This is a genomic window from Kocuria sp. KSNUG (assembly GCF_049532735.1).
Classification (GTDB): domain Bacteria; phylum Actinomycetota; class Actinomycetes; order Actinomycetales; family Micrococcaceae; genus Kocuria; species Kocuria rhizophila.
Window position 1 is genome coordinate 1,067,488 of the sequence record NZ_CP150981.1, and the last position, 15,727, is coordinate 1,083,214.

Consider the following 15,727-nt stretch of genomic DNA (forward strand, 5'->3'; position numbering starts at 1 on the left):
CGGCTCAGTCCGTGCGCGCCGGGAACAGCAGCTCGAGGGCCTGCCCCACGGTGGTCACCTCACGCACGGAGAACCCCGCGGGGATCCTGCCGGGACCGGTGGGGGAGGCCGGCACCACGGCGTGGGTGAACCCGAGACGCGCCACCTCCTGGATGCGGCGGTTGATCTCGGGCACCGGCCGCACCTCACCGGCCAGGCCGATCTCCCCGAAGCACACGAGGCGCTGGGGCAGCGGGCGGTCCTGGGCCGCGGAGGCCAGGGCCATGCACACCGCGAGATCTGTGGCGGGCTCCGTGAGCCGCACTCCGCCCACCGTGGAGACGTAGCAGTCCAGTGAGGCCAGGGCGAGCCCCGCCCGGCGCTGCAGCACGGCCAGCAGCATGGCCACGCGGGAGCCGTCCAGCCCGGACGTGGCACGGCGCGGCTGAGCGGTGCTGGAGGTGTCCAGCAGCGCCTGGACCTCCGCGAGCAGCGGTCTGCGCCCCTCCACCGTGACACTGAGACACGTTCCCGCCACGGGGACGGGTGTGCGTGAGACGAACAGCCCCGAGGGGTCGGACACGGAGCGGATCCCGTTCTCCTCGAGGTCGAAGCACCCGACCTCGTCCGTGGGGCCGAACCTGTTCTTCACCGCGCGCAGCAGCCGGATGCGCGAGTGCTTCTCCCCCTCGAACTGGCACACCACGTCCACCAGGTGCTCCAGCAGGCGGGGCCCCGCGATCGAACCCTCCTTGGTCACGTGGCCCACCAGCAGAGTGGTCATGTTCCTGGTCTTCGCGGCGTGGATCAGGCTTGCGGCGACCTCCCGCACCTGGCTCACGCCGCCGGCGGAGCCCTCGATCTCCGGGCTCGCGAGCGTCTGGACCGAGTCCACGACCAGCAGGTCCGGCTCCAGCTGCGCCACGTGGGCCAGGGCCACGGAGAGGTCGGACTCCGCCGTGAGGTAGAGGGTCTCGGAGATGGCGCCGATCCGCTCGGCGCGCAGCTTGACCTGCGCCGCCGACTCCTCGCCCGTGACGTACAGGACGGTGCGGGGCGTGTCCCCGCCGGCCACCTTGGCGGCCGCGTCCAGCAGCAGGGTGGACTTTCCCACACCCGGTTCTCCCGCGAGCAAGATGACCGCGCCGGGCACGAGACCCCCGCCCAGCACGCGGTCCAGCTCCTCCACGCGGGTGGGGGTGAACTGCGCCAGGGAGGAGTCCACCCGGGCGATCGGCTGCGCCGGGGTGGTCACGGCGGCCGCGGCCCTGGTGCGGCCGTGCTCCTGCTCCGCGCCCATCTCCTGGACGGTGCCCCAGGCCTGGCACTCGCCGCACCGGCCCACCCACTTGGCCGTGGTCCAGCCGCACTCGGTGCAGCGGTAGACGGTGGACTGCTTGCGGGTCTTCGTGGCCATGCCCACACGGTAGGTCCCCGTTCCGACGCGCACAGCGTTGCGGCGCACGACGCCGCTCTGCGGGCCTGGTCGGCGGGTGGTGGGCGGGCGGCGTCGTGCCCCGGCTCAGCAGCGCTCGAGGGGCGGCAGGTGCTTGGCCGCGGTCTCGTGGGAGACGCCCGCGGCCTCGAGAAGGTCCACGACCATGGGCCGCAGCAGGAGCACGAGAGCCTCGCCCTCCATGGTGCGGATGCCCATCTGTGCGGGGGACAGCCGCTGCGCCACGGAGAAGAGCTCGTTGCGGGTCTGGCGCAGGTAGCTCTCGCGGCTCTGGGCGTGGCTCTCGCGCAGGGCATGGCCGTAGCTCAGCACGGCGTCGGAGAGATCCGCGAGGGCCTCGGAGAGGGACTCGACGGCGGCGTCCGCCAGGGTCACGCGGTTGAGCACGGAGGCGAGCCTGCGTGCGAAGACGCGGGAGTTGCGCACCGCGAGGTCCAGGTAGCGGATGCTCGCACTGAGCTCGTCGATCTCCCGCCGGTGGCGCCGGTAGATGGGCGAGGCGTGGGCGATCTCCTTGGAGCCGGTCAGGCCGGTGCGCACGGAGTCCACGAGCGGCTGGGTCTGGCGCCCACGCACGAGCGCGTGCCAGGCCAGCTGCGAGTCGGTGTCGGCCACGGCGCGGGAGCAGTCCGAGAGCATCTGGGTGAACTCGGTGATGAGGACGGTGAGGTCCTGGCGCGGTTCGCGGCGCGGGTCCTGGGGCACCACGTAGGCGAGCACCAGGGCACACAGGCAGCCCACCACGGCGTCCAGGGAACGGGCGAACACACCGTCCTGGGACGGCGGCAGCAGCACCACCAGCACGGACTGCAGGCCCATCTGGGTGGTGAAGATCGCGCCGTTGTCCAGGAACCGGGCCAGCAGCAGCGAGATCAGCAGCACCACGGCCGCCTGCCACTCCCCGGGGCCCAGCACGTGGATCAGCAGGTCCCCCATGACGATTCCGAGCGTGCAGCCGACCGAGACCTCCAGCACCCGGCGGTAGCGCAGCCCACCCTTGGCGTAGCCCAGGGACACGAGTGCGGCCGTGGCCGCGAAGATGGGGCCGGTGTGGCCGAAGAGCTGCTCCGCGATGATGTAGGCGCCCACTGCCGCGACGGTCATCTGCACCGCCTGGAACAGCCCGGACGTCATGCGGTCCCAGCCCGTGCGGCAACGCTGCCACACGAGGTCTGCGGCACGCCGGGTCCGGGAGCGGGGGATTGCTGCTTCCGAGGACGCCATGAGGCCATCCTAGGCGGGACCGGGCCCCGCCCGACCGCCACCCGGTTCCACGGGACGACGACGGGCTCCGCGCCCCCGGCGTTGTTAATCGTCCGTTCACCTTCTTGGCTGAATCTGGCAACATCCGCTCCCTACCGTGATCGTCGGGCATGCTGCGCACGCAGCGGAGATGGGCGTCGGGCTGCGACGCCACACGCCCGCCGGAGTCACCGGCAACCGTTTTCGAAGGAGAAACAGTGAAGGTTTCGCACGTCGGCCGTTCGGCCGCAATCCTGGCCATTGGCGCCCTCGCCCTGACCGCTTGCGGTTCCGACAACCCCACCGGCGAGAGCGGCGGCGGTGGCGGCGAGAGCAGCGGCGTCTCCGGCACCCTGACCGGCATCGGCGCCTCCTCCCAGCAGGCCGCCATGACCGCGTGGCAGAACGGCTTCCAGTCCTCCAACAGCGGCGCCACGGTGCAGTACTCCCCGGACGGCTCCGGTGCGGGCCGCGAGGCGTTCCTCGCCGGTGGCGCGAACTTCGCCGGGTCGGACGCCTACCTCTCCGAGAAGGAGATCCCGGACGCCAAGAAGCAGTGCGGTGACGCCGGGGCCATGGACCTGCCCGTCTACATCTCCCCGATCTCCGTGGCGTTCAACCTGCCCGGCGTGGAGAGCCTGAACCTGGACGCTCCCACCATCGCCAAGATCTTCAAGGGCGAGATCAAGAAGTGGAACGCCGAGGAGATCAAGAAGCAGAACCCGGACGCGGACCTGCCGGAGACCGCGATCACCGTGGTGCACCGCAGCGACGACTCGGGCACCACCGAGAACTTCACCGACTACCTGAGCCAGGCTGCTCCCAAGGACTGGACCGACGAGCCGGACCAGGCCTGGCCCTCCAAGTACGCCGCGGAGAACAACAAGGGCACCTCGGGTGTGGTCACCACGACCTCCAGCACCGAGGGCGCCATCACGTACGCGGACTCCTCCGCCGTGGGTGACCTCGGCACCGCCGCCATCAAGGTGGGCGACGAGTACGTCGAGCACTCTCCCGAGGCCGCGGCCAAGGCCGTGGAGGTCTCCGAGCAGGTCGAGGGCCGCGGCGAGCACGACATGGCGATCGAGATCGCCCGCGACACCAAGGAGGCCGGCGCCTACCCGCTGGTGCTGGTGTCCTACCACATCGTGTGCGCCCAGTACGACTCCCAGGAGACCGCCGACCTCGTGAAGGCCTTCGAGACCTACGTGGTCTCCGAGGAGGGCCAGAAGGCCGCTGCGGACTCCTCGGGCTCCGCCCCGCTGTCAGAGTCCCTGCGCCAGCAGACCCAGGCCGCCGTGGACACCATCTCCGCGAAGGGCTGATCCGGTCCGAGCACCACTGAGTGCGGCGTCGGTGCGTTGAACGCACCGACGCCGCACTTGCGCACAGGACCACCAACCCGCGCCACGTCCTACGCTGGGCGGTGGCCACCACCCAGCTCGCACCACACCTGAACGAAGGGACTGGTTCATGTCCACCACCGTCAGCACACAGAAACCGGAGTCGAAGTCCACCTCGGCCGGTCGTGCCGGGGACTCCATCTTCTCCGGGCTCAGCCTGGCCGCCGGCATCCTGATCTTCGTGGTCCTGGCGGCCGTGGCGATCTTCCTGTTCCTGCAGGCCGTGCCCACATTCACCGCAGCGCCCGAGGACATCACCGGTGGAGAGGGCTTCGGCGCCTACATCGGTCCCCTGGTCGTCGGCACGATCATCTCGTCCGTCATCGCGCTGCTGATCGCCACACCCATCGGGATCCTGGTGGCCCTGTACATCTCCCACTACGCGCCCGCGAGGGTCTCCAAGCCGGTGGGCTACGTGATCGACCTCCTGGCCGCGATCCCCTCCGTGATCTTCGGCGCGTGGGGCGCCACGGTGCTGGCCCCCGCGATGGTGCCGCTGTACAACTGGCTCGCCGAGTACCTGGGATTCATCCCGTTCTTCGCCGGCCCCGCCTCGCAGACCGGCAAGACCATGCTCACCGCAGGAGTGGTGCTGGCCATCATGATCCTGCCGATCATCACCGCCATGTCCCGTGAGATCTTCACGCAGACGCCCAAGCTCCACGAGGAAGCGGCGCTCGCGCTGGGGGCCACCCGGTGGGAGATGGTGCGGATGTCCGTGCTGCCCTTCGCCCGCCCGGGCATCATCTCCTCCGTGATGCTGGCCCTGGGACGCGCGCTCGGTGAGACGATGGCCGTGGCCCTCGTGCTCTCCTCGGGCCCGATGATCGCCTCGCTCATCAAGTCCGGCAACCAGACCATCGCTGCGGAGATCGCCCTGAACTTCCCCGAGGCCTACGGACTGCGTCTGTCCGAGCTGATCGCCACCGGCCTCGTGCTGTTCCTCATCACCCTGGTGGTCAACATGATCGCCCGTGCCATCATCGCTCGCTACAAGGAATTCTCGGGGGCCAACTGATGTCATCGACCACGAACTCTCCCGGCGTCTCACCCGTCCGGCAGTCCAAACTCACCCGCGGGCAGCGCCCCGGGTGGCTGATCCCGGCCATCGGCCTGGGCGCCGTGGTGGCGGGTGCCGCCATCGCAGCGCTGGTGGGTTTCAGCATCGCCCTGTGGGCCCTGTTCGCCGCCGTGATCTTCCTGATCGCGGGTCCCTTGGCCGTGGGCCTCATCGAGGGCCGCCGTTCCGGCGCGGACTCCATGATGACCTTCCTGGTCTACGGCGCCTTCGTACTGGCCGTCATCCCGCTGGTTTCGGTGATCTGGACCGTGCTCGCCAACGGCCTGCCCGGGATCAGCATCGACTTCCTGACCACGTCCATGAACGGGGTCACGGGGTTCCAGGACAACCAGGCGGAAACCTCCGGTGACGTGGTCGGTGGTGCCTACCACGCGATCGTGGGCACCGTGTCCATCACTTTCTGGGCCACTCTGATGTCCGTTCCCGTGGGCCTGCTCACGGCCATCTACCTGGTGGAGTACTCCCGTGGCGGGTGGCTCGGCAAGGCCATCACGTTCTTCGTGGACGTCATGACGGGCATTCCGTCCATCGTGGCGGGCCTGTTCGCCGCCGCGCTGTTCGGCCTGATCTTCGGTCCGTCCACCCGTACCGGCTTCGTGGCCGCCGTGGCGCTGACCGTGCTCATGATCCCCACGGTGGTGAAGAACACCGAGGAGATGCTGCGGATCGTGCCCAACGAGCTGCGTGAGGCCTCCTACGCGCTGGGTGTGCGCAAGTGGCGGACCATCCTCAAGGTGGTCATCCCCACGTCGATCTCGGGCATTGCCTCCGGTGTCACGCTCGCGATCGCCCGCGTGATCGGTGAGACCGCGCCGCTGCTCGTCACGGCGGGCTTCGCCACGGCCATCAACTGGAACTCGTTCTCCGGCTGGATGACCACGCTGCCCACGTACATCTACTACCAGATCATGAACCCCACATCACCCACGAACCCGGATCCGTCCCTGCAGCGCGCCTGGGCGGCGGCGCTGATCCTGATCGTGATCGTGATGCTGCTGAACCTCGTGGCGCGCCTCGTCGCCCGGGCGTTCGCGCCCAAGACCGCCGGCCGCTGATCTTCCGACCTACCTGAGCTAAGGACAAGCAACCATGTCGAAACGCATTGACGTCGATCACCTCAACGTCTACTACGGCGACTTCCTGGCGGTCCAAGACGTCAGCATGAACATCGAGCCCCGCTCCGTCACGGCCTTCATCGGCCCCTCGGGCTGCGGCAAGTCGACCTTCCTGCGCACGCTGAACCGCATGCACGAGGTCATTCCCGGTGCCTACGCCGAGGGCAAGGTGCTCCTGGACGGAGACGACCTCTACGGCAAGGGCGTGGACCCCGTGACCGTCCGCTCCATGGTGGGCATGGTCTTCCAGCGCCCCAACCCGTTCCCCACCATGTCCATCCGGGACAACGTGCTGGCGGGAGTGAAGCTCAACAACAAGCGGATCTCCAGCAGCGAGGCGGACGAGCTGGTGGAGAGCTCGCTGCGCGGTGCGAACCTCTGGAACGAGGTCAAGGACCGGCTGGGCAAGCCCGGCTCCGGGCTCTCCGGCGGTCAGCAGCAGCGTCTGTGCATCGCGCGGGCGATCGCGGTCAAGCCGGACGTGATCCTTATGGACGAGCCCTGCTCCGCCCTGGATCCCATCTCCACCCTGGCCATCGAGGACCTGATCAACGAGATCAAGACCGACTACACGGTGGTCATCGTCACGCACAACATGCAGCAGGCCTCCCGTGTCTCGGACAAGACGGCGTTCTTCAACATCGAGGGCACCGGCAAGCCCGGCCGTCTGATCGAGTACGCACCGACCTCTGAGATCTTCAACACCCCGCAGAAGAAGGAGACCGAGGACTACGTGTCCGGTCGCTTCGGCTGATCCCGTCCTTCGGCGTGCGCCCGGCCCGTCACCGCTGACCGCGGTGGCGGGCCGGGCGTCGTCGTACCGGGACACTGGTGCGCGGGACCTGCGCGCGAGAGTCAGCCGGCCGGGGTGGGGATCAGCGGGGACACGGCGAGGAAGAGCACCGCTGAAACCATTCCGCACACGGGCACCGTGAGCAGCCACGTGCCGAGGACCCGCACCAGAGTGGAGTGGTACACGGTGCGGAACTTCTGGGCCGAGCCCGCGCCCAGAATGGCCGCGGTGCTCGTCTGCGAGCTCGACAACGGGATGGGGGAGAGGAAGGCGCCCAGGAACAGGAGCGTGCCGGAGACGGTCTGGGCGATCGCGCCGCGCAGCGGGTCCAGGGAGACCACGCGGGAGGACAGGGTGTAGGAGATGCGCCAGCCGCCCAGCAGGGTACCGAACGCCAGGCACAGGCCCACGAGCAGGCTCAGCCACACGGGGATGCTGTCCCGGGAGTAGCCCGGACCGGCCACCAGCAGGAGCACGAGCAGCAGCCACAGGGTGCGGCGGGCGTGCTGGATCCCGTGGCCGAAGTGGATGGCGGCGGCGCCGGTGGCCTGCACCACGCCCGCGAGGAAGCCCACGCGACCCGGGGACTGGTGCTTGACCAGGTGGACCATGGGGATCACCAGCAGGAACGCCAGGAGGAACGCGACGAGTGGCGCCACGACGAGCGGTGCGACCACGTTCCACGAGAGGTACGGACCGATTGAGAGGTCGCCGCTGGAGAGCCCCACCGCACGAGCGCCCAGCAGCGAACCCACCAGGGCGCCGCCGACCGCCGCGGTCGAGGAGGAGGGCATGCGCCACCACCAGGTGAGCAGGTCCCAGCCGATCGCGCTGAGCAGCGCGCAGATCAGCGCCACGGTCCCGACGTCGTTGAGGGGCACGGGGATCTCGAAGGTGATCATGTCGGTCAGCACGATCCCCACCAGCAGGGCACCCACGAGGTTGAACACGGCCCCCATCCACAGGGCCACCCGCGGCGTGAGGGCGTTGAAGCGCACGGGCAGGGCCACGGCGTTGGACGCGTCGTGGAAACCGTTGATCACGGTGAACACGAGCGTCAGCAGGATGCCCGCGAAGGCCAGCACCTCGGTCATGACGGGTCAGTACTCCGCCACGAGGATCCGGCCAACCTCGGAGGAGACCTGGCCCAGGGCCTGGGCGGCGTCGAAGAGCTGCTGGGCGGTGTCCATGCGGCGGATGGCCTGGGCGGCCTTGTAGTCCTCCATGAGGCGGGCCCGGTAGGCCCGCTGGGTGCGCTCCGCCTGGCGGGTGAGACGCATCATCTCGAACCAGTAGTCGTCCAGCTCGTCCATGCTGGTGAGCCGCCCCATGGCCTTGCAGGTCATGTGGGCCATGTTCTGGATCACGGCCAGCTGCTCGGTGGCCTGGGAGCTGGGGCGCTCCACCTTGTACTGGCGGTGCAGCTCGGCGCACGCCACGAGGCACTGCACGGAGCGCAGCAGCCAGTGCCCCAGGATGTAGACGTCCTGGCGGGGGATGGGCACCACGTAGGAGGAGCGCGTGGTGGTCATCAGGGAGAAGTAGAGGTTGGTGCAGCGGTCCTCGGTCTCCAGCAGATCCGTGAGCGGCTGCTCCCAGACCTTGTCCACGTGCCCCACGTGCTCCGAGAGCTGCTCCACCGCGGTGATGACGCAACGGCTCATCTGGACCAGCAGGTCCGTGACCCGCTCGTCCTCCGGGAAGATCCGAAAGGCCATCCGTCCGTCCTTGGGTTACGCACCGTGAAGTTTCGGCGTCATGCTACCCAACGAAGGTTAACCGGCAGGGTTCGCCACGGACCGGCGAGGGAGGCGGTGTCGGACCGGGAGCGCCTCTCGGCGGAAGGCCGCTCGTAGCGGCTGAATGATGGAGCCCGGGGCTGCCACGGCCCGACACCTTCCACCACTTTAGCGCCGGCCCCCGGGGGCCCACCAACCGGGCGGAGCTCGCCAGACGTCACCGGGGGCGCGCCGCCACGGGGTGGCAGAGCAGCCGGGCCTCACCAGCCGGCGCCCACCGGTCGTGTGGGGCACCGGACGGGATGCGGCCACCGGACCGCAGTCGCCGGGACGGGGCGCCCGGGCCCGGCGGAACCGGTCACTCGAGGTGACCGTGGCGCCAGGCCTGGGCGGCGGCGTCGAGCTCGTCGGCCGTGCGCAGCAGCCGGGGGATCCGCTCCCAGGGGTGGTCCACGGTGAGTCCGGGGGCGTCCAGCGTGTGCTCCTGGCCCACGGCGATCACGCGGCAGAACGCGGCGAACCGTTCGAGGGCCACGTCGAACTCGCCGTCGAAGGCCCCGGAGAGGATGACGTCCGCGACGTCGCAGATCTCCTCCGCACCCGGCGGGTCGGCCACGCCCGCGACCACCTGGGAGACCTGGGCGGCGTGGCGGCCGGTGGCGAACCACCGCCCCATGCGGTGCGGATCGGTGCGGGCCGCCGCGCGCAGCGCGTAGAGCCGCCACAGGGCCCCCGGGAGGGAGACGGCCCGAGCCTCGGCCCACATCTCGGCGATCCCGTCCAGCCCCTGCTCGTCCGTGAGCCGGACGAGCCGTTCGTGCACCTCGGGATCGCGGGACCGCCGCCCCCTGGACACCAGCGCCTGCGCCGCCAGGTGCGCCGCCTCCGAGACCCGCGCGGGGTCCGTCCCGCCCTCGTGGGCCTCGAACTTCTCGGGGGAGAACTTCACGGGTGAGTGGTGCATGCGGCGTTCGGACATGCGCCCGAGTGTACGCCCGGGGTCGTGCGGTCCGACCGGCCCGGGGGCGTTTCCCGGCGCGGACGGCGGGCCGTGGCGCGGGCGCGCGCGGGCGCCGTCGGGCCCGTGCGGCTCCCGCGCCCCGTGCAGGCCGCGTACCCGTGCGCAGACCGGGGGCCCGGGCGGCGTCGTCCGCAGCGCGCACGACGCCGCCCGGCTCAGTCCGCGGTGTACGTCTCGCCGGCCTGCTGCCGCCAGCGCTCCTCGAGGCGCAGCATGGCCTGCTGGCTCACCGCGCGCCACCAGCGCAGGGCCAGGGCGGGGTCCTGCTCCTCGATGCGCGCGATCGCCTCGGGGGAGAGCCGGCGCGCGGTCACGTGGGTGAGCGCGGTGAAGCTCACGAGGTAGCGCAGCTCGGTGCCCAGGGCGATCTCGCCGAAGCTCATGCCGGGGCCGATCACCTCGAGCTCCACACGGTCCCCCTGTGGGGAGCGGCGGGAGACCTCCACGCTGCCGGAGGTGACCATGTACACGCCGCTGAACTTCTGGCCCGTGCGCAGCAGGGTGGCCCCGGCGTCCCACTCCACGGCCTCGGTGTGGGAGCGGATCCGGCGGACGTCGTCCTCGGCGAGGGTGCTCAGCAGCTCCGACCGGGTGGAGTGGACGTTGTCCGGCATGCAGTCGGGATCCCCGAACTGCTCCAGGATCCTGTCCTCCGCCCAGGTCAGGGCCTCCGCGCGGGTGGCGAACACCGTCATGGGGTGCTCCATCCCCCGGGTGTGCTCGTTGCTCTTCTCCGCGATCAGCACCATGTGGTGCCCGGTGCTCTCCACCTGTTCCGCGGTGCGGGAGAGCATGGGGATCACGAACCGCGCCATGTCGTCCACCTGCCGGATGTCCACGAGCACGTACCGGGAGCGCCGGGCGGCGTCGCGGACCGTGCGCACGGCGGTCTCCGCGCCCGCGAACCGCAGGTCTCCCTGCAGCTCGATGATCCGGGCGTCCTCACCGTGCTGCTCCAGGACCTCGCTGGCGGCCTCGTTGCGGCGCACGAGCGAGGGCGCCTCCGCGAGGGTGTACTCGGAGCGCACCGTGGAGTGGCCGTTGCGCTCGGTGCGTGCGAAGTGCAGGTCCAGGTCCTGGGTCAGGCGCTCGCACGCGGCCACACCGCGCACCGAGTTCCCGTGCCGGTCCAGGGGCGGGGAGAACACCGCCACCGCGAGCTGGCCCGGGAGCACCGCGATCACGCCGCCGCTGACCCCGGACTTGGCGGGCAGGCCCACGCGCAGGGCCCACCGCCCGGCGTCGTCGTACATCCCGCACGTGCTCATCACGGACAGGACGTCCGAGACCACGGCGGGCTCCAGCACCCGCTCTCCCGTGACGGGGTTGCGCCCGCCGGCCGCCAGGGTGGCGCCCATGCGTGCGAGGTCCACGCAGTTGAGCATCACGGCGCACTGTCCGAAGTAGTCGTCCAGGGCGCCCGTGGGGTCCCCGTCGATGATGCCCCGTGAGGTCAGCAGCCACCCGAGGGCCCGGTTGCGGTCCCCGGCCCGGCGCTCCTGGGCCTGCACGTTCTTGTTGATCCGCAGCCGGCGCCCCGCGCACGCCGAGTACAGCCGCAGGATCCGTTCCATGCGGGTTCCGTGGGACGTGTTGCGCACCAGGGAGGTGGCCGCGATCGCCCCGGCGTTGATCATGGGGTTGGAGGGGCGCCCCGTCTCGGGCTGCAGGGAGATCTCGTTGAACGCGTCCCCGCTGGGCTCCACGTCGATCTTCTCGAACACCCCGTCCGCACCGCGGTCCGTGAGCGCCTGGGCGTACGTGAACGCCTTGGAGATGGACTGGAGGCAGAACTCGTGCTTGGTGTCCCCGGCCTGGTACAGGGCGCCGTCCACGGTGGCCACGGCGATCCCCACGGTCCCGGGATCCGCTCCGACGAGCTCCGGGATGGAGGTGTTGACCGCACCGCCCTCCACCTCGCGCAGCTCCGCCACGACCCGCCGCAGGTACTCGGTCACGGGGGACGGGCCCAGCTTGGACATGGGGACGGTGCTCATGGGCGTTCCTCGGGGATCGGTGGGGCTGGTGCGCCGGGGCGGACCGCGGCCGTGCACGCCGCGCTCCTCTCGGCCTACAGGGTCCCACATCCGCGCGGACCCGGCGCGCCGGGCCCCGGACGGCGACGCCGCACGGCCGCCTGCGCGGGCCCGTCCCGATGAGGCGGGCGCCCCGGGCTGCGCACGGACGAACTGGCGACGGGTCGGCGCTGCGGTAGAGTGGGGCTGCTCGTGCCCGGGGCGACCCGGCGGCGAGCACGCGCCTTTAGCTCAGTTGGTAGAGCAGTGGACTTTTAATCCATGGGTCGTGGGTTCGAGCCCCACAGGGCGCACCACCCGTCCCGCGCCGGTCCTGACCGGCGCGGGACATTCCATGTCCGGCCGCTGAGCTGCACGCGGCGTCGTCCCACGGGGACTTCGGCTGCGCCCGTGGGAACGCCCAGGGTCACAGACTGTGCTCTGGCTCTGGCTCTGGCCCTGGCCCTGGCCCTCGCCCCAGCCATGGCCAGTGTCCCGGCCATGGTGCTCCTGCCCGGGACGGAGAGCGTGTTCGCAGTCCGGTGCCCTCGCCCTGGTTCGTGGCGCCGCACCCGCCGGACCTGCGCGGTCAGCGCCCGGTGCCCACCCTGACGAGTCTCGACAGCGCCCAGCCCATGAGGGGGCGGTAGACCACGAGCACCGCGGCCGGCCCGTGGACCGTGACTCCCGCGCGGGTGCCACCGCTCGCGGACGGGGAGACCCAGTGCTCCAGCGTCAGCTCGAGCGGCCCCGGGTGCACCCGCCACGACCACCGGCGCCGAGCGGCCTGCACCGAGAGGACACGGAACGGAACGGAAACCACGCGCAGCGCCCGCACCGTGCCCTCGGTGCCGTGCAGAAGGATGTCGGAATTCGCCCGCACGTCCGTCAGGTGCGGTGCCCACGCGGTCCACAGGTCGAGCCGCTCGTAGTGCTCCCACACGTCCGAGGCGCGTGCCGGACCGGTGCGGGTCACTGTCATCTTCACGAGGTCGAGTCTGCCTCCGTGCCGCGGGAAGCGCCACCGGCACCGAACGGGTGAGGCTGTCCCCACTTTGCGCTACGTCCTGCGCGGCCGAGGCTGCGCAGCGCGTTGTGGGGCGTCATAAAAGAACGTTCTGACGTGGGCAAACATGCGAAATGTTCGGCTTGTCCACAAAATGGGGATGGTTCGGGGACGCGCTCGCACCCGGTGGAAATACGGGTGGGGGCATGCCAGCATGAAGACATCGCAGCACGGAGCTGGATGGTGCGGTGCGGTCATGACCGGGGGGAACACGGGCCGCCTGCGCCGCCTCTGATCCGAACGCTGACCACGCTGGGGGGGCGTGGTGTGTTCGGAGTCTCCGTGTGGCGTTGGAACGAAGTCAGTGCCGGGGGGCACGGGCTTCGAGCGGATCTGATCCGCGCCGGTTGCCGGCGTGTGCGTCCGCTGTGCCCACACCGGCCCGTTCGGGGGAACGGGTCGGGGCGCAGCGGGCGCATCACGTTTAGGTGCATCAGACGGCAGCAGACCACCACCCCGTCTGCCCCCGGCGCACGGGCCGGGCCCCGGGCGGGAGACTCGCCCCGGGCGCCGAGTTCCACTCCGTAAGAGCATCCCGCCCACCATCCCTGCCCTGGGCTGGTGCCGTTCACGTCCGTTGTGCGTGTCCGAACCCCCTGCGACACTGCAGCACATGACTGCGTCTGAGCCGTCCACCCCGTCCGACCTGCGAGCCCGTGCCCTGGGGCACCTGAGAGACCTCACGGGCAACCCGTCGGCGGACTTCCACCCGGGCCAGTTCGAGGCCGTCTCGGCGCTGGTGGAGGGGCACCGGCGGGCTCTCGTGGTGCAGCGGACGGGCTGGGGAAAATCCGCCGTCTACTTCCTCTCCGCACTGCTCATGAGGGCGCAGGGCTACGGGCCCACGCTGATCATCTCCCCGTTGCTCGCGCTCATGCGGGACCAGGTCTCGGCCGCCCAGCGTGCCGGGGTCCGTGCGGCCGCGATCTCCTCCGCCAACCCCACCGAGTGGGCGGAGATCTCCAGCGCCCTGGACCGCGGGGAGGTGGATGTCCTGCTGGTCTCGCCGGAGCGGCTCAATAATCCGCGGTTCCGGGACGAGCAGCTGCCCCAGCTCATGGACCGGCTGGGGCTGCTGGTCGTGGACGAGGCGCACTGCATCTCGGACTGGGGCCACGACTTCCGCCCGGACTACCGGCGCATCAAGGACATGCTGGCGCAGCTGCCGGACTCCGTGGCCGTGCTGGCCACCACGGCCACCGCAAACGAGCGCGTGATCGAGGACGTCAGGGAGCAGCTGGGGGTGGGCTCCGGGTACGGCGGCGAGGTCTTCACCCTGCGCGGTCCGCTGTCCCGCGCGTCACTGCGTCTGGGGGTGCTGCGCCTGCCCTCCACCTCGGCCCGGCTGGCCTGGCTGCTGGCCCACCTGGACGAGCTGCCGGGCAGCGGGATCATCTACGCCCTGACCATCGGAGCGGCGGAGGACACCGCCCAGGCCCTCACGGACGCGGGTCACCGCGTGGCCGCCTACACGGGCCGCACCGACGCCGCGGAGCGGGAGGACCTCGAGGCGGCGCTGAAGGACAACCAGGTCAAGGCGCTCGTGGCCACCTCCGCCCTGGGCATGGGTTTCGACAAGCCCGACCTGGGCTTCGTGGTGCACCTCGGGGCGCCGTCGTCCCCCGTCGCCTACTACCAGCAGGTGGGGCGTGCCGGGCGCGCCACGGACACCGCGGACGTGCTGCTGCTCCCCGGGCGCGAGGACCGGGACATCTGGGAGTACTTCGCCACCGCGTCCATGCCCACCGAGGAGAAGGCCACCGCCGTTCTCACCGCACTCGCGGAGCACGGCGGTCCGCTGTCCGTCGCGGCGCTGGAGCCCCGCGTCAACATCAAGCGCTCGCCGCTGGAGCTGCTGCTCAAGGTGCTCGCCGTGGACGGAGCCGTGGAGCGCGTGGGCGGGGGGTGGCAGAGCACCGGCAGGCCGTGGCACTACGACGCTCCGCGGTACCACCGTGTGGGCCGCGCCAGGGAGGCCGAGCAGCAGGCCATGCTGGACTACCAGGTCACGGACGGGTGCCGCATGCAGTTCCTCACCCGTCAGCTCGACGACCCCACGGGGGAACCGTGCGGGCGGTGCGACGTGTGCGCGGGGCCGTGGTACCCCACCGACGTCGATCCTGAGGTCTCCTCCGCGGCTGACGCCGCCCTGCACCGTGCCGGGGTCCCCCTCGAGCCGCGCGCCCAGTGGCCCACGGGAATGGACCGTCTCGGCATCCGTGTGAAGGGCAAGATCCCGGAGAAGGAGCGCGCGGAACGCGGACGCGCCGTGGCGCGTCTCACCGATCTCGGCTGGGGAGCCCGGTTGCGGGAGACCTTCCGCGCGGACGCGAACGGGCAGCCGGTGGACTCCCAGGTCACCGCGGACCTCGGACGGGCAGCCCTCACGGTGCTGTCCCAGTGGGACTGGCAGCAGCGGCCCACGGCCGTGGTGGCCATGCCGTCCCAGTCCCGACCGCAGCTGGTGGACTCCCTGGCACGGGGCATCGCGTCGGCGGGCCACCTCCCGTTCTGGGGTGCGCTGGAGCTGAACCCCGACGTCCCCCGGGGCAGTCACGGGGGCAACAGTGCCTACCGGCTCGCCGAGGTGTGGGGCCGGTTCACCGTCCCGCCGGAGGTGTCGGAGCAGCTCAGCGCGTCGGGGCGTCCCGTGGTTCTGCTGGTGGACGACCTCGTGGACAGCCGCTGGAGCCTCACGGTCGCGGCACAGCAGCTGCGGCTGGCCGGTGCTGAGGCGGTGCTGCCGTTCGTGCTCGCGGCGCAGGGCTGACCGCACAGCCGCAGGACCGGATCGCGTGTGCCACACACGGCGCTCCC

The 15,727-nt window shown here is 70.8% G+C and carries 12 protein-coding genes and 1 tRNA gene; 6 read left to right on the forward strand and 7 right to left on the reverse strand.

Annotated elements, in window-relative coordinates:
• Positions 1-4: 4 nt before the first annotated feature.
• Positions 5-1,396, reverse strand: coding sequence for a DNA repair protein RadA (gene radA / locus AABM36_RS04645; RefSeq protein WP_423447592.1), 1,392 nt, complete (start codon positions 1,394-1,396; stop codon positions 5-7).
• Positions 1,397-1,501: 105 nt separating this feature from the next.
• A complete protein-coding gene (locus AABM36_RS04650) occupies positions 1,502-2,659 on the reverse strand; it encodes an FUSC family protein (protein ID WP_423447594.1) in 1,158 nt (385 codons plus the stop codon).
• A 236-nt stretch (positions 2,660-2,895) separates the two neighbouring features.
• Here AABM36_RS04650 and pstS point away from each other — a divergent pair, with 236 nt between their 5' ends.
• From pstS to pstB, 4 genes are all read left to right on the forward strand, one after another.
• Complete coding sequence (pstS, locus tag AABM36_RS04655) at positions 2,896-4,002, forward strand: phosphate ABC transporter substrate-binding protein PstS (RefSeq protein WP_423447596.1); 1,107 nt, start codon at positions 2,896-2,898, stop codon at positions 4,000-4,002.
• A gap of 148 nt (positions 4,003-4,150) precedes the next feature.
• The gene (pstC, locus tag AABM36_RS04660) at positions 4,151-5,098 is read left to right on the forward strand and encodes a phosphate ABC transporter permease subunit PstC (RefSeq protein WP_423447598.1); all 948 of its coding nucleotides are present in this window, start codon (positions 4,151-4,153) and stop codon (positions 5,096-5,098) included.
• Positions 5,098-6,216, forward strand: a complete 1,119-nt coding sequence (gene pstA / locus AABM36_RS04665) for a phosphate ABC transporter permease PstA (protein ID WP_124109406.1) — start codon at positions 5,098-5,100, stop codon at positions 6,214-6,216. The genes pstC and pstA overlap by 1 nt, the downstream gene beginning before the upstream one ends.
• 34 nt (positions 6,217-6,250) lie before the next feature.
• Positions 6,251-7,030 carry a phosphate ABC transporter ATP-binding protein PstB gene (pstB, locus tag AABM36_RS04670; RefSeq protein WP_423447600.1) on the forward strand — a complete coding sequence of 260 codons (780 nt, stop codon included), beginning with the start codon at positions 6,251-6,253 and terminating at the stop codon, positions 7,028-7,030.
• 101 nt (positions 7,031-7,131) lie between these two features.
• Here the strand turns inward: pstB and AABM36_RS04675 are convergent, their stop codons facing one another.
• From AABM36_RS04675 to glsA, 4 genes are all read right to left on the reverse strand, one after another.
• Positions 7,132-8,163, reverse strand: coding sequence for an inorganic phosphate transporter (locus tag AABM36_RS04675; protein ID WP_423447602.1), 1,032 nt, complete (start codon positions 8,161-8,163; stop codon positions 7,132-7,134).
• Positions 8,164-8,169: 6 nt separating this feature from the next.
• The gene (locus AABM36_RS04680) at positions 8,170-8,787 is read right to left on the reverse strand and encodes a hypothetical protein (protein ID WP_423447604.1); all 618 of its coding nucleotides are present in this window, start codon (positions 8,785-8,787) and stop codon (positions 8,170-8,172) included.
• Between the two features lie 379 nt (positions 8,788-9,166).
• Complete coding sequence (locus AABM36_RS04685; RefSeq protein WP_423447606.1) at positions 9,167-9,787, reverse strand: hypothetical protein; 621 nt, start codon at positions 9,785-9,787, stop codon at positions 9,167-9,169.
• 197 nt (positions 9,788-9,984) lie between these two features.
• Positions 9,985-11,826, reverse strand: coding sequence for a glutaminase A (glsA, locus tag AABM36_RS04690; protein WP_423447608.1), 1,842 nt, complete (start codon positions 11,824-11,826; stop codon positions 9,985-9,987).
• A 259-nt stretch (positions 11,827-12,085) separates the two neighbouring features.
• On the opposite strand from glsA, the gene AABM36_RS04695 reads away from it, so the two are divergent.
• Positions 12,086-12,161, forward strand: a tRNA-Lys gene (locus AABM36_RS04695).
• 272 nt (positions 12,162-12,433) lie between these two features.
• On the opposite strand, the gene AABM36_RS04700 is transcribed toward AABM36_RS04695, so the two are convergent.
• On the reverse strand, positions 12,434-12,826 hold the full coding sequence (locus AABM36_RS04700; protein WP_423447913.1) for an SRPBCC family protein: 393 nt from the start codon (positions 12,824-12,826) through the stop codon (positions 12,434-12,436).
• A 697-nt stretch (positions 12,827-13,523) separates the two neighbouring features.
• Here AABM36_RS04700 and AABM36_RS04705 point away from each other — a divergent pair.
• On the forward strand, positions 13,524-15,680 hold the full coding sequence (locus AABM36_RS04705) for a RecQ family ATP-dependent DNA helicase (RefSeq protein ID WP_423447610.1): 2,157 nt from the start codon (positions 13,524-13,526) through the stop codon (positions 15,678-15,680).
• Positions 15,681-15,727: the final 47 nt, after the last annotated feature.